The organism is Nocardioides coralli (genome assembly GCF_019880385.1).
Classification (GTDB): Bacteria; Actinomycetota; Actinomycetes; order Propionibacteriales; family Nocardioidaceae; genus Nocardioides; species Nocardioides coralli.
This window is the reverse complement of record NZ_CP082273.1, coordinates 2,502,646-2,523,284: the sequence shown is the minus strand read 5'-3', so window position 1 is coordinate 2,523,284 and position 20,639 is coordinate 2,502,646. Positions and strand designations below refer to the sequence as shown.

At 73.3% G+C, this 20,639-nt stretch carries 17 protein-coding genes; 11 read left to right on the top strand and 6 right to left on the bottom strand.

The window, feature by feature from the left end; translation table 11 throughout:
* Nucleotides 1–39: 39 nt before the first annotated feature.
* Nucleotides 40–573, bottom strand: a complete 534-nt coding sequence (locus tag K6T13_RS12315) for a hypothetical protein (RefSeq protein ID WP_222894858.1) — start codon at nt 571–573, stop codon at nt 40–42.
* Nucleotides 574–803: 230 nt separating this feature from the next.
* On the opposite strand from K6T13_RS12315, the gene rplU reads away from it, so the two are divergent.
* The 7 genes from rplU to K6T13_RS12280 all read left to right on the top strand — a co-directional run bounded on the left by rplU (nt 804) and on the right by K6T13_RS12280 (nt 7,482).
* Nucleotides 804–1,112 (top strand): 50S ribosomal protein L21, encoded by a 309-nt coding sequence (gene rplU, locus K6T13_RS12310; protein WP_222898280.1) that lies wholly within the window; start codon nt 804–806, stop codon nt 1,110–1,112.
* Between the two features lie 19 nt (nt 1,113–1,131).
* A complete protein-coding gene (gene rpmA, locus K6T13_RS12305; RefSeq protein WP_222894857.1) occupies nt 1,132–1,386 on the top strand; it encodes a 50S ribosomal protein L27 in 255 nt (84 codons plus the stop codon).
* 98 nt (nt 1,387–1,484) lie between these two features.
* Complete coding sequence (gene obgE / locus K6T13_RS12300) at nt 1,485–3,053, top strand: GTPase ObgE (RefSeq protein ID WP_222894856.1); 1,569 nt, start codon at nt 1,485–1,487, stop codon at nt 3,051–3,053.
* Nucleotides 3,050–4,165, top strand: a complete 1,116-nt coding sequence (proB, locus tag K6T13_RS12295) for a glutamate 5-kinase (protein WP_222894855.1) — start codon at nt 3,050–3,052, stop codon at nt 4,163–4,165. Before obgE ends, proB begins: the two co-directional genes overlap by 4 nt.
* A 55-nt stretch (nt 4,166–4,220) precedes the next feature.
* Nucleotides 4,221–5,414 carry a cysteine desulfurase family protein gene (locus K6T13_RS12290; RefSeq protein WP_222894854.1) on the top strand — a complete coding sequence of 398 codons (1,194 nt, stop codon included), beginning with the start codon at nt 4,221–4,223 and terminating at the stop codon, nt 5,412–5,414.
* The gene (gene mnmA / locus K6T13_RS12285) at nt 5,411–6,517 is read left to right on the top strand and encodes a tRNA 2-thiouridine(34) synthase MnmA (protein ID WP_222894853.1); all 1,107 of its coding nucleotides are present in this window, start codon (nt 5,411–5,413) and stop codon (nt 6,515–6,517) included. Before K6T13_RS12290 ends, mnmA begins: the two co-directional genes overlap by 4 nt.
* Nucleotides 6,514–7,482: a uroporphyrinogen decarboxylase/cobalamine-independent methonine synthase family protein gene (locus K6T13_RS12280; RefSeq protein ID WP_222894852.1), complete on the top strand. Its 969-nt coding sequence runs from the start codon at nt 6,514–6,516 to the stop codon at nt 7,480–7,482. Before mnmA ends, K6T13_RS12280 begins: the two co-directional genes overlap by 4 nt.
* 338 nt (nt 7,483–7,820) lie before the next feature.
* Here K6T13_RS12280 and K6T13_RS12275 read toward each other — a convergent pair whose 3' ends face one another.
* Together K6T13_RS12275 and K6T13_RS12270 are read right to left on the bottom strand one after the other, a co-directional pair.
* Nucleotides 7,821–9,458, bottom strand: a complete 1,638-nt coding sequence (locus K6T13_RS12275) for a CocE/NonD family hydrolase (protein WP_222894851.1) — start codon at nt 9,456–9,458, stop codon at nt 7,821–7,823.
* 47 nt (nt 9,459–9,505) lie between these two features.
* Nucleotides 9,506–10,132: an alpha/beta fold hydrolase gene (locus K6T13_RS12270; protein ID WP_222894850.1), complete on the bottom strand. Its 627-nt coding sequence runs from the start codon at nt 10,130–10,132 to the stop codon at nt 9,506–9,508.
* Nucleotides 10,133–10,273: 141 nt separating this feature from the next.
* Between K6T13_RS12270 and ligA the strand changes: the two genes are divergently transcribed.
* Nucleotides 10,274–12,391: an NAD-dependent DNA ligase LigA gene (gene ligA / locus K6T13_RS12265; protein WP_222894849.1), complete on the top strand. Its 2,118-nt coding sequence runs from the start codon at nt 10,274–10,276 to the stop codon at nt 12,389–12,391.
* A gap of 50 nt (nt 12,392–12,441) precedes the next feature.
* On the opposite strand, the gene K6T13_RS12260 is transcribed toward ligA, so the two are convergent.
* The 3 genes from K6T13_RS12260 to K6T13_RS12250 form a co-directional block, all read right to left on the bottom strand.
* Nucleotides 12,442–14,445: an acyltransferase family protein gene (locus K6T13_RS12260; RefSeq protein ID WP_222894848.1), complete on the bottom strand. Its 2,004-nt coding sequence runs from the start codon at nt 14,443–14,445 to the stop codon at nt 12,442–12,444.
* A gap of 75 nt (nt 14,446–14,520) precedes the next feature.
* The gene (locus tag K6T13_RS12255; RefSeq protein ID WP_222894847.1) at nt 14,521–15,528 is read right to left on the bottom strand and encodes a cobalamin B12-binding domain-containing protein; all 1,008 of its coding nucleotides are present in this window, start codon (nt 15,526–15,528) and stop codon (nt 14,521–14,523) included.
* Nucleotides 15,525–16,859, bottom strand: coding sequence for a PP2C family protein-serine/threonine phosphatase (locus K6T13_RS12250; protein ID WP_222894846.1), 1,335 nt, complete (start codon nt 16,857–16,859; stop codon nt 15,525–15,527). Before K6T13_RS12250 ends, K6T13_RS12255 begins: the two co-directional genes overlap by 4 nt.
* 213 nt (nt 16,860–17,072) lie before the next feature.
* Here K6T13_RS12250 and gatC point away from each other — a divergent pair, with 213 nt between their 5' ends.
* From gatC to gatB, 3 genes are read left to right on the top strand one after another with little or no spacing between them, the layout of a single operon-like run.
* Complete coding sequence (gatC, locus tag K6T13_RS12245; RefSeq protein ID WP_222894845.1) at nt 17,073–17,387, top strand: Asp-tRNA(Asn)/Glu-tRNA(Gln) amidotransferase subunit GatC; 315 nt, start codon at nt 17,073–17,075, stop codon at nt 17,385–17,387.
* On the top strand, nt 17,384–18,922 hold the full coding sequence (gatA, locus tag K6T13_RS12240) for an Asp-tRNA(Asn)/Glu-tRNA(Gln) amidotransferase subunit GatA (protein WP_222894844.1): 1,539 nt from the start codon (nt 17,384–17,386) through the stop codon (nt 18,920–18,922). The genes gatC and gatA overlap by 4 nt, the downstream gene beginning before the upstream one ends.
* Nucleotides 18,919–20,409, top strand: a complete 1,491-nt coding sequence (gatB, locus tag K6T13_RS12235; protein ID WP_222894843.1) for an Asp-tRNA(Asn)/Glu-tRNA(Gln) amidotransferase subunit GatB — start codon at nt 18,919–18,921, stop codon at nt 20,407–20,409. Before gatA ends, gatB begins: the two co-directional genes overlap by 4 nt.
* Nucleotides 20,410–20,639 lie beyond the last annotated feature (230 nt).

Sequence of the window (20,639 nt, the reverse complement as noted above, 5' to 3'; positions counted from 1 at the left end):
CGGTGCGCGGCCCGAGGGGGCCGCGCACCCGGTCGTGGGTCAGGCCACGGGGGAGCGCGGCTGCTTGAACCAGCCGCTCGACTCCGAGCTCCACAGCAGGGCCAGCACCCAGATCGTCAGGCCCAGCGACACCAGCGAGATCAGGGTCAGCAGGATCGGCTGTCCGCCGACGCCACCGGTGAGGAAGCCCAGCAGCGACAGGGCGATGCCGAGGCCCGCCAGGACGGTGTAGACGATGCGGGCCCAGTTGGCGCCCTTGCCGATGAACACCGCGAGGAGGGCGTAGAGGCCGACGCTGATGACCAGCCCCACGACGGCGCCCATGACCGCACCGGTGCGCACGGCGCCGGCATCGAGGCTCTCGGAGACCCCGGCGTCCTCGAGCGCCTGGTCGACGATGCTGTCGAGGCTGACGAACGTGACGAGCGCCCCGACGACGCTCAGCCCGATCATGATCCAGATCAGCTTCACGGCCAGGTCGACGGGTTGTGGGCGCGGCCCTTGGCCGCTCGACGGCTGGGCTCCGCCACCCGGCTGGTTCGGGTCCAGGGGATACTGCGGGTAGTCGGTCACGTGACTGTCCTTTCGGCCCGGTCGGTCTGCCCAGCAGGCTATCGCCGACGGCGACCCCGCCCCCCGTGGCGCGCGGCGACGGACCGTCCGGGTGCCGTTTTGCGGGGTGAGGGCCCGGTCCGTACTATTGACCCTCGGTGCGCGCTGCGTGCCTCCCTGCACGGCATCCCGTCCAGCTCACGGTGCGTGCCGCAGGCACAGACGATGCAACAGACGTGAAGGAGACCGCGGTGTACGCGATCGTGCGCGCTGGCGCCACCCAGCAGAAGGTCGCTGTCGGCGACGTCATCGAGATCGACAAGGTCTCGACCGCCGTCGGCGAGACGCTGACCCTGCCCGTGGTGATGGCCGTGGACGGCGAGACGGTCACCACCGACGCCAAGAAGCTCGACAAGGCCGCGGTCACGGTCGAGGTCCTCGGCGCCACCAAGGGACCCAAGATCGTCATCCAGAAGTACAAGAACAAGACCGGGTACAAGAAGCGCCAGGGACACCGGCAGAAGTACACCCAGGTCAAGGTCACCGACATCTCCCTCTGAGCCCGAAGGACTTACTGCAATGGCACACAAGAAGGGTGCGGCCTCGACCAAGAACGGTCGCGACTCCAACTCCCAGCGCCTCGGCGTCAAGCGCTTCGGCGGCCAGGTCGTCAACGCCGGCGAGATCATCGTCCGCCAGCGCGGAACCCACTTCCACCCGGGCTCTGGCGTCGGTCGCGGTGGCGACGACACCCTCTTCGCGCTCGTCGGCGGTGCGGTCGAGTTCGGCCGCAAGCGCGGCCGCAAGGTCGTCAACATCGTCCCGGCGGAGTGACCTGACGTCACTCACACCGAACCACCGAAGGGCGTCCCGCCAGACCGGGACGCCCTTCGTCATTTCGACCAGACCCTCGAGCCGATAGGAATGTCCTCATGGCTGTCCCGTCCTTCATCGACCGGGTGACGCTGCACGTCGCCGCCGGGCGGGGTGGCAACGGCGTGGCTTCGGTCCACCGTGAGAAGTTCAAGCCGCTCGGCGGGCCGGACGGTGGCAACGGTGGCCCGGGCGGGTCGGTGATCCTCCGTGTGGAGCGCGACGTCACCACCCTCGTCGACTACCACCACAGCCCGAAGCGGCGCGCCGAGCACGGCGGGCACGGCGCGGGCGGCCACCGCAACGGCGCCCACGGCCACGACCTGGTGCTGCCGGTCCCGGACGGCACTGTGGTCCGCGACCCGGGCGGCACGGTGCTGGCCGACCTCGTCGGCCCCGGGACCGAGCTGGTGGTCGCGGCGGGCGGCCGCGGCGGGCTGGGCAACGCGGCCCTGGCCTCCTCCAAGCGGAAGGCGCCCGGCTTCGCCCTCCTGGGCGAGCCCGGCGACGAGCTCGACATCGTGCTCGAGCTCAAGGTCGTCGCCGACATCGGGCTCGTCGGCTTCCCGAGCGCCGGCAAGTCCAGCCTGGTCGCGGCGATGTCACGGGCGCGTCCCAAGATCGCGGACTACCCGTTCACCACCCTGGTACCCAATCTGGGCGTGGTGACGGCGGGCGACACCACGTTCACGGTGGCCGACGTCCCCGGGCTCATCGAGGGTGCCAGCGAGGGCCGCGGACTCGGCCACGACTTCCTGCGCCACATCGAGCGGTGCGCCGCCCTGGTCCACGTGATCGACACCGCGACGCTCGAGCCAGGCCGCAACCCGGTCGACGACCTCGACGTGATCGAGAACGAGCTCGCCCGCTACGGAGGGCTGGAGGACCGACCCCGGCTGGTCGCCCTCAACAAGGCGGACGTCCCCGACGGGCGGGAGATCGCCGCGATGGTCGCCGACGAGCTCGACGCCAGGGACCTGCGCGTCTTCGTGGTCTCGGCGGCCTCGGGGGAGGGGCTGCGCGAGCTCACCTTCGCGATGGCCGGCATCGTCGAGGCGGCGCGGGCGGCCGAGCCGGAGGTGGAGGCGACCCGGATCGTGCTGCGGCCGCCCAGCGCCGACGGAGCCGACACCTTCACCGTGAAGGAGACCGGGGAAGGCTGGCGGGTGCGGGGGGAGAAGCCCGAGCGCTGGGTCCGGCAGACCGACTTCAGCAACGACGAGGCCGTGGGCTTCCTCGCCGACCGGCTCAACCGGCTCGGGGTGGAGGCACGGCTGCTCGAGCTGGGCGCCGTCGAGGGCGACACGGTCCTCATCGGTCACCCGGACGACGCGGTCGTCTTCGACTTCCGGCCGGGCCTCGACGCCGGGGCGGAGAACCTCGCCCGCCGGGGCGAGGACTCCCGCTTCGACGAGCAGCGGCCCGCCGCGCGCCGACGCCGCGACATCCAGGCCGGGATGGACGACCGCGGTGAGGGAGAGACCCGGGCCGACGTGGCGCGCAGGCTGCGACGTGGCTCGGGCGGAGACGCCGGCGAGGACACCGGCGACGCGGCGTACGGGCCGACGTCCTACGAGATCGGCGGCGCCGACGACCCCGACTGGGCCGAGTCGGACCCCGAGGCATGACGACCCGCCCCGAGGTCACCTCCGCCCGGCGGGTGGTGGTGAAGATCGGCTCCTCGTCGCTCACCACCGCCGCCGGCGGCATCGACCCGGAGCGCGTACGACGGCTCGTGGACGTGCTGGCGGCGAGCCGGTCCGCCGGGCGCGAGGTGGTGCTCGTCTCATCCGGCGCGATCGCGGCCGGCCTCGCACCCCTCGGACTGGCCCGCCGGCCCCGGGCGCTGCCGGCGCAGCAGGCGGCGGCGTCGGTGGGGCAGGGGCTCCTGGTGCACCGCTACACCGAGGAGCTGGCCCGACACGGCGTCACGACCGGGCAGGTGCTGCTGACCGTCGACGACGTGACCCGGCGCTCCCACTACCGCAACGCCTACCAGACCTTCGCCAAGCTCCTCGAGCTCGGCGTGCTGCCGATCGTCAACGAGAACGACACGGTCGCGACCTCCGAGATCCGCTTCGGTGACAACGACCGGCTGGCGGCACTGGTGGCCCACCTGGTGCACGCGGACCTCCTGGTGCTGCTCAGCGACGTCGACGGCCTCTACGACGGCAACCCGACCCGACCCGGGACCAGCCTGGTCACCGAGGTGCCCGCCGGTGACGACCTCTCCTGGGTCCGGATCGGCAGGACCGGGGCCGCCGGCCTCGGCAGCGGGGGCATGCAGACCAAGGTCGACGCCGCCCGGATCGCGGGTGGAGCGGGCATCCCCGTCGTGCTGACCTCCGCGGACCAGGCGGCGGCCGCCCTGGCCGGCGAACCGGTCGGCACCCTGTTCCACCCCACCGGGAGACGGCGGCCCACCCGGCTGCTGTGGCTCGCCCACGCGACCGAGCCGAAGGGCTCCGTGAGGATCGACGACGGCGCAGTGCGGGCGGTGACCCAGCGGCGCGCCTCGCTGCTGGCCGCCGGTGTCACGGGGGCCGAGGGGGTGTTCGTGGCCGGTGACCCCGTCGACCTCGTCGCGCCCGACGGCACCCCGGTCGCCCGGGGGCTCGTCAACTTCGACGCCGAGGAGGTGCCGGCGCTGCTGGGCAAGTCCTCCCACCAGCTCAGGGAAGAGCTCGGGTCCGCCTACGAGCGCGAGGTCGTGCACCGCGACGACCTGGTGCTGCTGTAGCTCCGCGACCGCGGATGCCGGGCAGGTTGCCGCGCCGCCGTACGCTTGGCAGGTCATGACCGAGACCGGCTCCGTCTACCTCGACCACGCCGCCACGACGCCGATGCTGCCCGTGGCGATCGAGGCGCTGACGGCCCGGCTGGCCGACGTCGGCAACCCCAGCTCGCTGCACGCCTCCGGCCGCCACGCCCGGCGGATCGTGGAGGAGTCGCGAGAGACCATCGCGCAGGCGCTCGACTGCAGACCCGGAGAGGTCGTGTTCACCTCCGGCGGCACCGAGGCCGACAACCTCGCGCTCAAGGGGATCTACTGGTCCCGCCGCCGGGCCGACTCGCGCCGCACCCGGATCCTGGCCACGGCGGTCGAGCACCACGCGGTCCTGGACCCGCTGCACTGGCTCGCCGAGCACGAGGGGGCCGAGGTCGAGCTGTTGCCGGTCGACGAGCGCGGTCGGCTCGACGAGGCGGCCTACAGGGCGGCCGTGGAGCGTGACCCCGACAGCGTCGCCCTCGTGTCGGTCATGTGGGCCAACAACGAGGTCGGCACCATGCAGCCGGTCTCCGAGGTGACCGCCATCGCCGGCCCGCACGGCATCCCCGTCCACACCGACGCCGTCCAGGCGGTCGGGGCGGTCCCGGTCGACTTCGCCGCCTCGGGCGTCGAGGCGATGACGCTCACCGGCCACAAGCTCGGCGGCCCCTACGGCGTCGGCGCCCTCGTCGTACGCCGCGAGGTCGACGTGACGCCGCTGGGCCACGGCGGCGGTCAGGAGCGCGACATCCGCAGCGGCACCCTCGACACCCCCGGCATCGCGGCGTTCGCCGCGGCGGTCGAGGCCGCGGTCAAGGAGCAGCCCGACCACGCCGAGCGTCTTCGGACGCTCCGCGACGACCTGGTGCGGCGGGTGCTGGCGGTCGTGCCCGACGCCCACCTGCACGGGCCACAGCTCGACGTGGCCGGCACCGAGCGGCTGCCGGGCAACGCCCACCTCGGCTTCCCCGGCTGCGAGGGCGACTCGCTGCTGATGTTGCTCGACGCCCGCGGCATCGAGTGCTCGACCGGGTCGGCCTGCTCCGCCGGCGTACCCCAGCCCTCGCACGTGCTGCTCGCCATGGGCTGCGACGAGGAGCAGGCGCGACACTCGCTGCGGTTCTCCTTCGGCCACACCTCTACCCCGGCCGACGTGGACGCCGTCGTCGCCGCGATCGGGCCGGTCGTCGAACGGGCCAGGGCGGCGAAGCGCGCATGAGGGTCGTCGCTGCCATGTCCGGCGGCGTCGACTCCGCGGTCGCCGCCGCCCGCGCCGTCGACGCCGGTCACGACGTCACCGGCATCCACCTCGCGCTGTCCCGCAACCCCGCCTCCTACCGCTCGGGCGCCCGGGGCTGCTGCACCATCGAGGACAGCAACGACGCCCGCCGCGCCGCCGACGTGATCGGGATCCCCTTCTACGTCTGGGACCTCTCCGAGCGGTTCCACGACGACGTGGTCGAGGACTTCATGGACGAGTACGCCGCCGGGCGGACGCCGAACCCGTGCCTGCGGTGCAACGAGAAGATCAAGTTCGCCGCCGTGCTCGACCGGGCCCTCGGCCTGGGCTTCGACGCCGTCGCCACCGGGCACTACGCCCAGCTGCGCACGGGCGACGACGGCCTGGTCGAGATGCACCGCGCCGTCGACCACGGCAAGGACCAGTCCTACGTGCTGGGCGTGCTCGACCAGGCGCAGCTTCGCCACTCGCTCTTCCCGCTGGGCGGCTCGACCAAGCCGCAGGTGCGGGAGGAGGCCGCCCGGCGTGGCCTGCTGGTCGCCGACAAGCCCGACAGCCACGACATCTGCTTCGTCGCCGACGGCGACAACACCGGCTGGCTGGCCGAGAAGCTGGGGGACCGGGCCCCCAACCGGGGTGGTGACATCGTCGACTCGGCCACCGGCGAGGTGCTGGGGCAGCACGCCGGCACGTTCGGTTACACCATCGGCCAGCGCAAGGGGCTGCGCATCGGGCGGCCCGCGCCGGACGGCAAGCCGCGGTTCGTCCTCGACATCGAGCCGGTCAGCGGCACGGTCACCGTCGGGCCACGCTCGGAGCTGGCGGTCGACCGGATCACCGGGATCCGTCCTCGCTGGTGCGGCACGGTGCCGGGTCGGCTCGAGGGCACGGTGCAGCTGCGGGCCCACGGGGACGAGCACCGGGCCGTGGTGACGGTCGACGACGACCACGTCGCGATCGAGCTCCTCGACCCGGCGTACGGCATCGCGCCGGGCCAGGCTGCCGTGATCTACGACGGGACCCGCGTGGTCGGCTCGGCCACCATCAGCGCCACCGCCCGCGCCGAGGCGGGCCGCGCGTGACGCTGGCCACCGGGATCGGCTCCCACCCGGGCGAGGACGACGCGGCGTACGCCGAGGCGGTCCGGGTCGTGCTCGGCGAGCTGCCCGACCTGCCCTACCTGCCCGAGGTCCCCGGCCGCGGGGCGGCAGCCTCGATGACCGGCCGCGCGGTCGCCGTGACCGACGACCTCGCCTTCGACCTGCAGCCCGCCGGCTGGCGGCTGACCGACGCGGCGGGCCGTGACCAGCGGCGCGCCCGCAGCCAGCTGGCCCAGGACCTCGACCGGCTCGAGGAGCAGGCGCAGGGCTACGAGGGGGCGTTCAAGACCCAGCTGGCGGGCCCGTGGACCCTTGCCGCGACCGTGGAGCGTCCTCGGGGTGACCGCGTCCTGGCCGACCACGGCGCCCGTCGTGAGCTCGCCCAGGCCCTCGCCGAGGCCGTACGCCGCCACCTGGATGACCTCCGCCGGCGGCTGCCCGGCGTCGACCGGTGGGTGGTGCAGGTCGACGAGCCGGCCCTGGGCGCCGTGCTCGCGGGGCGGGTGCCGACCGCGTCCGGGTTCGGCAAGCACCGCTCCGTCGAGCCGCCTGCGGCGAGCGAGGCGCTCCGCTGGGTGCTCGAGGCGATCAGTGACGCCGGGGCCGAGCCGTGGGTGCACTGCTGCGCGCCGGGCGTCCCCCTGGACCTGCTGCACGGAGCCGGTGCCCGCGGGCTGGCGGTCGACCCCGCCACCCTCGGGCCGGCGGACCACGACGCACTCGCCGGGGCGCTGGAGGCGGGGGTCGCGGTGGCCCTCGGGGTCGTCCCGACCCTGACGCCGGTCGACGACGTCACCGACCGCGTGCTGCGCTGGCTGGAGATGGTCGGCCTCGAACCCTCCGAGGCACTGGTCGTCAGCCCCGGCTGCGGCCTCGCTGGGGCGTCGCCGGAGTGGGCGACCCGGGCGCTGACGGTGGCCCGGACCGCGGCCGGCCGGCTGGGGTGAGCACCGGCGCTTCCTCGAATCCGGTCGAGACGCTGGCCCGTCGACGTCGACTCATCGGTGAGGAGTTCCTGCGAGCGTCGCCCGCTCTTGTCGGCGAGCGGTAGGTCGGCAATGCGTCGACACCGTCCTTGTGCCGACGATCTGCGCCCCCGGGTGACTCACATCGGCGGCGCTGTCGTGCCGATGTGCGGGCGCGCGTCAGGACCGGGGACTCGCGGGTGCGGGACCTGGGCGTAACCGGAAGGACCCAACGAGGACTCACCGCTGCCGCCCCCGCGTGACGGATCAGCGGGGGACGGCGTTCGGTCCTTCCGTCTACGACCTGGCCAGGCACGACATCAGAGGGTCGGCAGCCGCAGCGACGACCCCTTCCGACCGTCACGGACCTCGACGGTGCCGGGGTTGCCCGGGACCGCCCAGACGGTGTTGGAGCTCTGCACGGCAAGCACGAACCGGTGGCCGGTGGCGAGGGTGTAGTCGACCGGCAGCAGCTGCACGCGCGCCCTCACCCACTTGCCCGGGGCCGGGTCGGCCGTGCGCAGGCTCTTGCGGTAGTCGAGGTGCTGGAAGCCGCGGGCGACCACCTTCCGCGACCCGTCCGGCGCCTCGTCGTAGAGCACGGGGGTCAGGTGCATCGTCTCCGCGGAAACGCGCAGGCGGGCGTCGAGCACGGGGGAGCCGACGACCCGGGTCCGCGCGTCCGCCGGCTGGGACCGGTAGAGCAGGCCCGGGGTCGCCTCCTCGGTCGAGGTGCCCGTCTCGAGGTACGACGCGACGTGCTGCTGCCCGGATGGAGATCCGGCCAGGGTGCCGTCGGGCCGCAGCCACAGCCGCGTCGGACGGGTTGCCGGGGCGGGGTAGTCGGCCAGCGTCCGGAAGTCGGTGACCCCCTCGGAGGTCTCGCCCTGGGTGATCACCGGCCCTTCCGAGCGGATGCCGGTCTGCCGGCCGAGCAGCGTGTGGTCGAGGAACCGCTGCAGCAACGAGTCCCACTGCGGGCCGTTCGTGCCGCCGCTGTGCTTGCCCTGGGTGAGGTACATCAGCTTGAAGGGGACACCCTCGGTGCGGGCGGTGCCGGGCCGGTCGACAGGGATGTCGCGCCACAGCTCGGTCCCCTCCTCCTGCTTGACGTTGAAGTCCTGCCAGCCGTGGGCGAGCAGCACTGCCGCGCGGAAGTCGTCGGCGTGGCGGCGGTAGTCGCGCTCGCGCCAGAAGCCGTCGTAGTCGGGGTTGCGGTCGTAGCCGGCCTCGGTGTGCTCCACCGTGCCGCACTCCGCGGCCCGGGCCCGCACGGTGTCGGCGAAGGTCTGTCCCATCGGGTCGGCAGCCACGGTCTTGCCGAAGCCCAGGTCGAAGGCGAGGGGAGTGTCGAAGCCCTCGTCGGTCGGCTGCTCGGAGTTGAGGAGGTAGCGGACCCCGTTGCCGTAGGCGTAGCCGTACCAGCGGCTGATCGCCGCGATCGGGACGATGGCCTTGAGCTCGGGCACGTCGCGGCCGCGCGCCGCGACCATCGAGGCGGTGGTGCCGTTGTAGGAGCCGCCGATCATGCCCACGCGACCGTTGGACCAGCCCCGGTCGGCGAGCCACTTCACGACGTCGACACCCGACTGCTGCTCCGCCCGGCCGCCGTAGTCCCAGCACCCGGTCGAGCCGCGGGTGCCGATCACGTCGGCCACCGCCCGCGCGTAGCCCCGCGGGACGTAGTCGCGACCCAGCGAGTCGCGAGCGGGGTCGGGCTCGCCGATGGAGTTGTAGGGCGAGTACGTCAGCAGCACCGGCTGCCCGGCGGCGTCGTGGGCGGTGTCGCGCCACACCTCGACGCGGATCACCGCGTCACCCACGGTGGGCACGTAGTGCACCTCGTAGCTCTCGGTGCCCTCGGCAGCGGCGCCGGGGGCGGCACCCCCGGGGGCGGTGGTGAGCAGGGCGGTGACGAGCGCTCCGAGCAGCAGCGCGACGATCCGAGTGGGCCTCATGTCCCCATCAACGACGACGACCCCTCGGGGGTCATGGGTGGGCCCGGTCAGCGGCTGTCGAGGAGCTCCAGCGACCGGCCCACGGCCACGTCGTTCCACGCCGAGACCCGACGCAGCATGTAGTGCCCGACCGGGCCCATGTCGACGTACGCCGCGTCGGCGCCCGCGCTCCGCACCCGCTGGACGAAGGCCCGGGTCGCCCGCGCCGAGGTGATCCGGTCGCGGCTGCCGTGGGCCGCGACCAGGCGCTTGCCGGCCAGGGCCCCGACGGGTTCCGCGTCGGTGAACCACGGCGCGAGCGCGACCACGCCGCGGACCAGGGGGTGGTCGGCCACGTGGATGGAGGTCCGGGCGCCCATCGAGTGGCCCAGCAGGACCGTGGGGACCTCGCCGTGCTCGGCGCGCACCTGGTCCAGCGCCCATCGCGCGTCCTCGACCGGGCCGTGGCCGCCGTTCCAGCCGCGGTGCCGGTAACGCAGCAGCCACACCGCGGCGCCTGCCTCCCCGGCGGTGCCCGCGATCGACCGGGCCATCGCGGCCGACCGGCGCCAGGAGGCGCTGCGGTTGTCGACGATGGTGTGACCACGGGCCTTGCCGCCGTGCAGCATCAGGACGACGCCGCGGGTGGTGCCCGGCGCGGGGTGGCGGGTCATCGAGGGGGAGTGGTCGGTCACGGTCGCAGAGGCCTTCACGGGGTGTCTTCGGACCCGTCCAGCCTCTCAGATGGGTCACAGCGCCTCCCGGGCCGCGCGTGCACCGCCCCCACGCCCCGGAGCCCCCGCCCCGGTGTCTGCGCCGCCCGGCAAGATGGGGCCATGACCCCACCCGCGGCCGCCCCCGAGCCGGCCCCCGCCGAGGTCCGTGACCAGCACCGACAGCTCGTCGAGGTGGTCGAGGGGGCGCGCTGGCGCTACTACGTGCTCGACGACCCGACGATGTCCGACGCCGACTTCGACGGCCGGATGCGCGAGCTCGAGGAGCTGGAGGAGCGCTGGCCCGAGCTGCGGACCCCCGACAGCCCGACCCAGAAGGTCGGCGGCGCGGTCAGCACGGAGTTCACCGCGGTCGACCACCTGCGGCCGATGGAGTCGCTCGACAACGCCTTCTCGCTCGAGGAGCTGACCGCGTGGCACGCGCGGCTGGGGCGTGACGGGGTGACCGACCCGGCGCTGCTGTGCGAGCTCAAGGTCGACGGCCTGGCGATCAACCTGCTCTACGAGGAGGGGCGGCTGGTCCGAGCCCTCACCCGAGGCGACGGCCGGACCGGCGAGGACGTCACGCCCAACGTCAAGACCATCGACGCCGTCCCCCACCGGCTGACCGTGGCCGACGGGTTCCCGGTGCCGGCCCTGGTCGAGGTCCGCGGCGAGGTGTTCCTCCCCGTCGAGGCCTTCGAGCGCCTCAACGAGACGATGGCCGACGCCGGCAAGCCGGTCTTCGCCAACCCCCGCAACGCCGCAGCGGGCTCGTTGCGCCAGAAGGACCCGCGGGTCACGGCCACCCGGGCGCTCGGCATGGTGTGCCACGGCATCGGCCACCGCGAGGGGTTCGAGCCGACCAGCCAGTCCACGGCGTACGACGCCCTGCAGGCGTGGGGTCTCCCCACCTCCGACCGGGTGCGGGTGCTGGGGTCGCTCGCCGAGGTCCAGGACTACATCGACCACTACGGCGAGCACCGTCACGCCGTCGACCACGAGATCGACGGGGTGGTCGTCAAGGTCGACGACGTGTCCCTCCAGCGGAGGCTCGGCTCCACGAGCCGCGCGCCGCGGTGGGCGATCGCCTACAAGTACCCACCCGAGGAGGTCAACGCCAAGCTGCTCGCGATCGAGGTCAACACCGGGCGCACCGGCCGGGTGACCCCCTTCGGGGTGATGGAGCCGACCCGGGTCGCCGGGTCCACGGTCGAGCGAGCCACGCTCCACAACGCCCACGAGGTACGCCGGAAGGACGTGCGGCCAGGTGACACGGTCGTGCTCCGCAAGGCCGGCGACGTGATCCCCGAGATCGTCGGACCGGTGCTCGCCCTGCGCCCGGACGGACTCGCGGAGTGGGTGATGCCGACTGCCTGCCCGGCGTGCGGCACCGAGCTGGTCCAGCAGAAGGAGGGCGACAAGGACCTGCGGTGCCCCAACCACCGCGAGTGCCCCGCCCAGCTGCTCGACCGGGTCTTCCACGTCGCGGGCCGGGGTGCCTTCGACATCGAGGGCCTCGGCAGCGAGGCGGCCCACGCCCTGCTGGAGGCGGGGGTCATCACCGACGAGGGAGACGTCTTCGACCTCGACGAGGCCAAGCTGCTCCGCACCGAGCTGTTCACCCGGGCCGCGAAGAAGACCGAGGTCGACCGCGCCACCGACGGCAGGGTGCTCTCGGCCAACGGGGAGCGGCTGCTCGCCAACCTCGACCGGGCCAAGGACGTGCCGCTGTGGCGGGTGATCGTGGCGCTGTCGATCCGGCACGTCGGGCCGACCGCCGCCCGGGCCCTCGCCACGCAGTTCGGGTCGATGCAGGCGGTGCGCGACGCCGACGAGACGACGCTCGCCGACACCGACGGCGTGGGTCCGACGATCGCGGCTGCCGTGCGGGCCTGGTTCGACGGGGAGGGCTCCGACTGGCACAACGCGATCGTTGACAAGTGGGCCGCGGCCGGGGTGACCATGGAGGACGAGCGCGACGAGTCCGTGAGCCGCACGCTCGAGGGGCTCACGATCGTCGCCACCGGAACCCTGGAGGACTTCACGCGCGACTCGGTCAAGGAGGCCATCATCGTGCGAGGCGGCAAGGCGTCGGGGTCGGTGTCGAAGAAGACCGACTACGTCGTGGTGGGCGACAACGCGGGGTCGAAGGCCGACAAGGCCGAGCAGCTCGGGGTGACGACGCTCGACGAGGCCGCGTTCAAGCGCCTGCTGGCCGGTGGCCCTGAGGCGGTCTGAGGGCGGCGTGGCCCAGCGCGACCGCCGAATGGTGGCCGCGTTGAGCGGTCTCAGGCCCCGCCCTGGGAGCCGAACGGGGCGTAGCGGTTGAGGATCTCCCAGACGACGTCGCGCCGGGCGGTCGCGAAGGACGCGGTGACGTGGTGGTCGTCGCGCCAGACCACCTCGTCGCCCACCACCGGCATGCACACCGGCGCGCCGGGGCAGAACGCCGGGTTGAGGTCGAGGACCTCGACCTTGTCCGAGGCGGTCGCCAGGGTCTCGGCGAAGCTGTCGCTCTCGGTGCCCCCCACCGGCACCGGGACGGCGCACCTCGTCGGCTTCTCCTCCGTGGTGAGGCAGTCGGCCGGGTCGAACGTCTCGGGCATGACGATCCTGTTGACGATGAGCGTCTGCGGCACCAGCTTCTCCAGCGTCCGCAGCGTGGACCGCGAGGCGCGCAGCGTCATGGTGTCCAGCGGCATCTGCTTGCCGTCGCGCCGGGAGACTGCCTCACCGAAGACCTTCTCGTTGTCGCGAGGCCGGGTCATCAGCACGACCACGTCCGGCTCGAGCTCGGGCAGCGCCTCGTCGTACCAGCCGACCCGCGCCTTCTCACAGCGCTGCCGGTTGCCGTCGGAGAGGTCCGCGTTGTCCAGCTCCTCCTGCCACAGGCATCCCGGGACGACGTTGATCGACAGGGTGAAGTCGTGCTCCTCGGCGAGCTTGCGGAACATCGGCACCAGGGACTGGGCCTGGCTGTCGCCGACGAGGAGCAGGTGCGGTCCGGAGCCCTCGACCTCGATGCAGGCCTCGGGCTCGTCAGGCGCGCAGGTGCCGATCTCGCCGTGGTCCTTGACGACGCTGTCCCAGTCGACGTCGTCGGGGATCTCCACCGTTTGCTGTGTGGGCAGGGCCCGCGGTCGCTCCGACTCGGCCGCGAGGGCCGGCTTGCGGTCCAGTGTCAGCAGTCCCGGTACGAGGGTGAAGGCCAGGAGGGCGCTGACCGCGACACCGGCCACTGCCGGCGTCCAGCGCAGGCGGTCCAGCAGGGAGGCGGTGCGGATCGGCTTCTCCAGCACCTCGTAGGACAGGGCCGCGAGCCCGGTGCTGAGGGCGACGGTGAGGACGGCGACGACCCGCGGGCTGGTGGCGAAGACCTCCTGCAGGACCAGGATCACCGGCCAGTGCCACAGGTAGGTGCCGTAGGAGATCTTGCCGAGGAACACCAGGACCGGCTGGGCGAGGACCTGCGCCACCCGGCCGCCCTCGGCGACGCTCACGGCCGCGACGACGGTCACCGCCGCCACCGTGGCCGCGAGCCCGCGCCAGGACGGCGCGATGTCGAGCAGGCCGCTGCTGAGCAGGAGGAAGAGGGCCAGGCCCGCGGTCGCGGCCAGGCCCCAGCGACGTCCTCCGCCGACGGGCAACCGGTGCACCACGAGCGCGAGGACCGCACCCGCGAGCGGCTGGTAGATGCGGGCGTCGGTGCCGTAGTAGGCGTGCGTGGGGTCGACCTGCGCCCACACCAGCTGGGCGCCCACCGAGGCGAGCATCAGCGCAGCCAGCACCGCGACGGTGACGCGGCGTCCGGTCCGGGTCAGGCCAAGCAGCACCAGCGGGAACAGCAGGTAGAACTGCTCCTCGATCGCCAGCGACCAGAAGTGGAGGAACGGGCTGCGGTCCACGTCGGTCGCGAAGTAGTCGCCCGACTCGACGAGGAAGTGCCAGTTGGCGACGTAGAGCAGGGCGCTCTGGGCGTCCCGGACCAGCTCGACCCGCTCCGTGACCGGTGTGACGAGCACGAACACCGCACAGGTGGCGACGATCGCGACGACGGCTGCCGGGAGCAGCCGCCGCACGCGCCGGGTGTAGAACATGCCGACCTTGAGCGTGCCGGTGCGGTCGATCTCCGAGAGCAGCACGCTCGTGACGAGGAAGCCGGAGAGGACGAAGAACAGGTCGACCCCGACGAAGCCGCCGAGGGCCCAGGGGTGCCCGGTGTGGAACAGCAGCACGGCATAGACCGCCACCGTCCGGAGCCCGTCGAGGGCGGGGCGGTAGGACCAGGGCACGCGGAGAGAATAGGTGGCGCCGGGTGCGATCGAGGATTCGCCAGCCCCGCGTGTGACCCAGCCCTCGTGGACGCCTCAGGCGGAGGCGAGCAGCCGCGTGACCTCGGGGTAGTCGCGCAGCTCGTGCTCGAGGGCTCCCCACAGCGCGTCGAGCGCACGGGGGTCCGCCAGGCGGGCGCCGAGCACCTCGACCAGCCAGCTGCGGGTCTCCGCCACCACCGTCGGGTCGTCGGTGACCAGGGCACCCACCACGCCGTCGACGACGTGGGGGAGGAACCCCGCCAGCACCCCGGACCACAGGTCGGGTGCGTGCTCCTCGGGGGGCAGGTCGAGGGTGGCGAAGGTGACGAGCATCACCCGGCGTACGACGTCGCCGGTCCTGGCCTGGAGGTCGGCGGCCTCACGGGCAGCGGCGTCGCGGAGCGGGGGTGCCGGTGGCACGTGGTGTGGCAGGGCGTCGAGCCGGGCGGCGGCCTCGGCGGGACCGGTCGCGTGCGCCGACGCCCCGATCCGCTCGGCCCGCCGACCCGCGGCGTCGAAGGCCCGGCCGCCGACGACGACCGGGGTGCCGGTGCCCCGCACGGCCTCCACCTGACGCCGTGTCCGCGGGAGCGAGGAGGCCAGCGACGCGCTCAGCAGGACGGCGCGCGGACCCTGGTCGAGGATCCGGTCCACCAGCTCGTCACGCGAGGTGTTGGCACCCAGCAGCTCGGTACGCCAGCCGCGTGCCCGCATCACCAGCGTCACGACCAGCGCGGGAAGCGCGTGCCACTCCCGCTCCACGCACGACACCAGCAGCAACGGCCCCGTCTGGGGGCCGGGGACGTGGAGCCCGATCCGGTGGGCGACCACCTCGTTGATGGCGGTGGCGGCGTGCTCGTCGGCGACCGTCCACTCACCGTGCGCCCACAGCGACCCCACCCGCTGCTGGCTCTCCACGACCAGGCCCTGGAGCACCGCCTCCACCGACGACGTACGCCGGTAGACGGCCTCGGCCACCGCGGCCGCGCCCTCGAGGTCGGTGCCGCGCACCGCCGCCCAGTAGGACTCCACCTCGTCGGGGTGTACGACCTCCGTGCTCACCGGTCCCCACCCACGTAGCGGATGGCGAGCATGGCCATGTCGTCGTGGTGCCGGTCGGCGAGGTGCTCCGAGACGGCGACCGCGACCGACTCCACCACCGCGGAGGCGACGGTGCCGCCGAGCCCGGTCAGCTGCTCGACGAGTCGGTCCTCGCCGAAGCGGTCGGTGGTGCCCGGCGCCTCGGTCACCCCGTCGGTGTAGAGGAGCAGCGTGTCGCCGTGCCCCAGCACCACGGTCCGGTCGTCGTAGCTCGCGTCGGGGTCGAGCGCCAGCATCGGGTCGGCGTCGCCCGTGACCTCGACGGAGCCGGCGGCGCGCAGCACCACCGGGGGCACGTGACCGGCGTTGGCTAGGTCGACCCGCAGGCCCTCGGCCACGGGCCGGGCACGGGCGCACACGGCTGTCGCCAGTGATTCGTCCACGGGGCCCGCCTCGGCGAGCAGCACCCGGTTGACGAGCGCGAGGATGCTCCCCGGCGAGCGGTCGACGTGACTGGCGGTGTGGACGGCGTTGCGGATCCGCTGCGCGTGCACCGCGGCCTCCACGCCCTTCCCGGCGACGTCGCCCAGCACCAGCACCGTGTCGTCGGGTTGGTGGGCGTGGACGTCGACGAAGTCCCCGCCGACCCGTTCGGACTGACGGGCCACGCGGTAGAAGCTGGCGAGGTCGAGCCCGGGCAGCTGTGGCATCTCCTGCGGCTCGAGCGCCCGCCGCAGCACGCCGGCGACGTACCGCGTCTCGGCGACCAGCAGCACCGCGTCGAGCCCGCTGGCGACGCGCTCGGTGAGCTCGTCGACGAAGGTCCAGGAGCCGTGGAAGCCCTGCCCCGAGCCCCGGGCGAGGACGAGCACCCCGAAGGTGTGGCCGCGTGCCGTCAGCGGCCGGATCGTCAACAGCTCGACGCCGAGGGTGTCGACGGCCGCCACGACGTCCTCGTCGCCCAGCCACTCGCGGAGCACCCGGAGCTGGCCGGGGCCCCCGCTGGGGACGACGACCTCCTCGGCGACGCCGGTGCGGATGGCCTCGCGGTAGGCGCGGCCGCCGTCGGCGAGCAGCCGGGTGGCGGTGGCGGACGGCTGGTCCCGCACCGCGGTGCACACCGTCTCGTGGGACCCCGTGTGCACCGACACCAGCGCCACGTCGACCAGCTCGTCGACCAGGAGAGTGGTGAGGCCCGCCAGGGCCCGGTGCGGGTTCTGCAGCGCGGCCGTGGTGCGCGAGAGCCGGAGCAGGAAGTCCGACCGTGTCATCGCCTGGGCGAGCCGGGCCCGCGGCTCGGCCGACCGGGGGTCGGCGAGCAGGCGCGCCTGGCGCTCCCTGACGGCGGTCATGACGGCTCCTGGGGTGGGGGGTGGGGGAGGGACCCGGCTCGAGCTCCGGGGCCTGGACGGGGACGGGGGACCCGCACGCGCGGGGGCGGGCGTTCCGCGAGAGGGCGGGGCCGGGTGGCCCCGATGCTGCCACGGTAGCGGAGCCGGCGTGCTCACCCCAGCGGGCGACGGGCCCGTGGGGGCGGCGGGTCACCGCCTCCTAGGATGGCGGCCATGTCTGACACCCCCGGAGCGTCGCTCACCCGGGAGCAGGTCGCCCACCTCGCCGACCTCGCCCGGATCGACCTCTCCGACGCCGAGCTCGACCACCTCGCACCCCAGCTGGGCGTCATCCTCGACTCCATCGCCTCCATCCAGGGCGTCGCCGGGGACGACGTGCCCCCCACCTCCCACCCGGTACCGCTGACCAACGTCTTCCGCGACGACGTGGTCACCCCGGGACTCACCCCGGAGGAGGCGTTGAGCGGCGCGCCCGAGGCCGAGGAGCAGCGCTTCAGCGTCCCCCGCATCCTGGGGGAGGAGCAGTGAGCGCCCCCGACTGGACCCGCAGCACCGCCGCCGAGCAGGCGACGGCGCTCGCCGAGGGCGAGGTCACGAGCGTGGAGCTGACCCGTGCGCAGCTCGACCGGATCGAGGCCGTGGACGGCGCGGTCCACGCGTTCCTCCACGTCGACGCCGAGGGCGCTCTGGCGGCCGCGGAGGACTCCGACCAGCGCCGCGAGGCCGGCGGCCTGCGCTCCCCGCTCGACGGGGTGCCCATCGCGGTCAAGGACGTGATGGCGACCCGCGGCATGCCGACGACGTGCGGCTCACGCATCCTCGAGGGCTGGGTGCCGCCCTACGACGCCACGGTCGTGCGGCGCCTGCGTGAGGCAGGACTGCCCCTGCTGGGCAAGACCAACATGGACGAGTTCGCGATGGGCTCCTCGACCGAGCACTCGGCGTACGGGCCCACCCGCAACCCCTGGGACCTCAGCCGGATCCCGGGCGGCTCCGGCGGCGGCTCGGCCGCGGCGGTGGCCGCCTTCGAGGCGCCGCTGGCGATCGGCACCGACACCGGCGGCTCGATCCGCCAGCCCGGCGCGGTCACCGGGACGGTCGGCGTGAAGCCGACGTACGGCGGCGTGTCCCGTTACGGGCTGGTCGCGCTCGCCAACTCCCTCGACCAGGCCGGACCCGTCACGCGCACCGTGCTCGACGCGGCGATGCTCCACGAGGTGATCGGCGGCCACGACCCGCTCGACTCGACCAGCATCGACCAGCCGGTGCCCGCGCTCGTCGACGCCGTGCGGCGCGGCAGCACCGGGGACCTCACCGGGGTCCGCGTCGGGGTCGTCACCGAGCTGGGCGGCGAGGGCTACCAGTCCGGGGTGCTGGCGCGCTTCCGCGAGTCCGTCGACCTGATGGTCGACGCGGGCGCCGAGGTGGTGGAGGTGTCGTGCCCGCACTTCGTCCACGCGCTCGCCACCTACTACCTGATCCTGCCGGCCGAGGCGTCGAGCAACCTCGCCAAGTTCGACGCCATGCGCTACGGCCTCCGGGTCGTCCCCGAGGGTGACCCCAGCGCGGAGGAGGTGATGCGCGCGACCCGCGACGCTGGGTTCGGCGACGAGGTGAAGCGTCGGATCATCCTCGGCACCTATGCGCTCTCGAGCGGCTACTACGACGCGTACTACGGCCAGGCGCAGAAGGTGCGGACCCTGGTGTCGCGCGACTTCGAGGCGGCCTTCGAGAAGGCCGACGTGCTCGTGTCGCCCACGGCGCCCACGACGGCGTTCCCGCTCGGGGAGAAGCTCGACGACCCGCTGGCGATGTACCTCAACGACCTCGCCACGATCCCCGCCAACCTCTCCGGCGTCCCCGGCATCTCGGTGCCGGGTGGGCTCGCGGACGAGGACGGTCTCCCGACCGGGGTGCAGGTGCTGGCCCCGGCCCTGGCCGACGACCGCGTCTACCGCGTCGGTGCGGCGCTCGAGCGGCTGCTCACCGACCGCTGGGGCGGGTCGCTGCTCGACCAGGCCCCCGACCTCGACCTGCTCGCCCGGAGCGGAGCCGCATCATGACCGAGACCCTGGTGTCCTACGACGACGCGCTCGCGACCTACGACCCCGTGATGGGGCTGGAGGTCCACGTCGAGCTCAACACCGCATCGAAGATGTTCTGCGGCTGCCCGACGGTGTTCGGTGCTGCCCCCAACACCCAGGTGTGCCCGACCTGCCTGGGGCTCCCCGGTGCGATGCCGGTCGTCAACCGGACAGCGGTGGAGTCGGCGATCCGGATCGGGCTCGCGCTCCACTGCGAGATCGCGGAGTGGTGCCGCTTCGCCCGGAAGAACTACTTCTACCCGGACATGCCGAAGAACTTCCAGACCTCCCAGTACGACGAGCCGATCGCGTTCGACGGCTGGACCGAGGTCGACGTCGACGGCGAGACCTACCGGATCGAGATCGAGCGCGCCCACATGGAGGAGGACACCGGGAAGTCGACCCACGTCGGCACCACCGGGCGGATCCACGGCGCCACCCACTCGCTGGTCGACTACAACCGCGCCGGGATCCCGCTGATCGAGATCGTGACCCGGCCGATCGTGGCGACGCGTGAGAAGGCGCCGGCCGTGGCCCGGGCGTACGTCCAGCAGCTGCGCGACCTCATGGTCGCCCTCGGCGTCTCCGAGGCCCGGATGGACCAGGGCCAGCTGCGTGCCGACGTCAACCTCTCCCTCTCGCCGCGCGACTCCGGTCGCCTCGGCACGCGCACGGAGACCAAGAACGTCAACTCGTTCCGGTCCGTGGAGCGCGCGGCCCGGTTCGAGATCCAGCGCCAGGCCGCCATCCTGGACGCGGGCGGCTCGATCACGCAGGAGACCCGGCACTGGCACGAGGACACCGGCGTCACGACGAGCGGCCGGGAGAAGTCCGACGCCGAGGACTACCGCTACTTCCCGGAGCCCGACCTGGTGCCCGTCGCGCCGACGCGTGAGTGGGTGGAGGAGCTGCGTTCTGGCCTGCCCGAGGAGCCGTCGAAGCGGCGTGCCCGGCTGCAGGCCGCATGGGGGTTCTCCGACCTCGAGATGCGCGACACGGTCGGAGCCGGCGCGCTGTCGTTGGTCGAGGAGACCGTGGCCGCCGGTACGCCGCCGCAAGCGGCCCGGAAGTGGTGGCTCGGCGAGCTCGCCCGGCGGGCCAACGACGCAGGGGTCGAGGTGTCCGAGGTCGGTGTCACCCCCGGCCAGGTGGCCGAGGTGCAGGCACTCGTCGACGCCGGCACGATCAACGACAAGCTCGCCCGCCAGGTCTTCGACGGGCTGCTGGCCGGCGAGGGCACCCCGGAGCAGATCGTGAAGGCCCGCGGCCTCGAGATCGTCTCCGACGACGGGGCGCTGGCTGCCGCGGTCGACAAGGCGATCGCCGCCAACCCCGACGTCGCCGACAAGATCCGCGGCGGCAAGGTGGCCGCTGCCGGCGCCCTCATCGGCGCGGTCATGAAGGAGATGCGTGGCCAGGCCGATGCGGGCCGGGTCCGCGAGCTGATCCTCGAACGACTCACCTGACGCCGAGCCGTCACTCCAGCTGGTTCAAGCATGGCCGAGCCGTCACTTCTGCTGGTTTGAAGGTGACCGAGCCGTCACTCTGCATGGCGACACCACAGTCGCTCCGCCAGCTCGGCGAGGTCTGAACCAGCTGGAGTGACGGCTCGGCGGGGTCTGAACCAGCTGGAGTGACGGCTCGGCGGGGTCTGAAGCAGCTGGAGTGACGGCTGGGCGGGGTGTGAACCAGCAGG

Bases quoted from the DNA above. Each gene is read 5' to 3' on its own strand.
- mnmA (WP_222894853.1), top strand. From the start codon at position 5,411: ATGAGGGTCGTCGCTGCCATGTCCGGCGGCGTCGACTCCGCGGTCGCC.
- proB (WP_222894855.1), top strand. From the start codon at position 3,050: ATGACGACCCGCCCCGAGGTCACCTCCGCCCGGCGGGTGGTGGTGAAG.
- gatB (WP_222894843.1), top strand. From the start codon at position 18,919: ATGACCGAGACCCTGGTGTCCTACGACGACGCGCTCGCGACCTACGAC.
- ligA (WP_222894849.1), top strand. From the start codon at position 10,274: ATGACCCCACCCGCGGCCGCCCCCGAGCCGGCCCCCGCCGAGGTCCGT.
- K6T13_RS12275 (WP_222894851.1), bottom strand. From the start codon at position 9,458: ATGAGGCCCACTCGGATCGTCGCGCTGCTGCTCGGAGCGCTCGTCACC.
- gatC (WP_222894845.1), top strand. From the start codon at position 17,073: ATGTCTGACACCCCCGGAGCGTCGCTCACCCGGGAGCAGGTCGCCCAC.
- K6T13_RS12290 (WP_222894854.1), top strand. From the start codon at position 4,221: ATGACCGAGACCGGCTCCGTCTACCTCGACCACGCCGCCACGACGCCG.
- rpmA (WP_222894857.1), top strand. From the start codon at position 1,132: ATGGCACACAAGAAGGGTGCGGCCTCGACCAAGAACGGTCGCGACTCC.
- obgE (WP_222894856.1), top strand. From the start codon at position 1,485: ATGGCTGTCCCGTCCTTCATCGACCGGGTGACGCTGCACGTCGCCGCC.
- K6T13_RS12250 (WP_222894846.1), bottom strand. From the start codon at position 16,859: ATGACCGCCGTCAGGGAGCGCCAGGCGCGCCTGCTCGCCGACCCCCGG.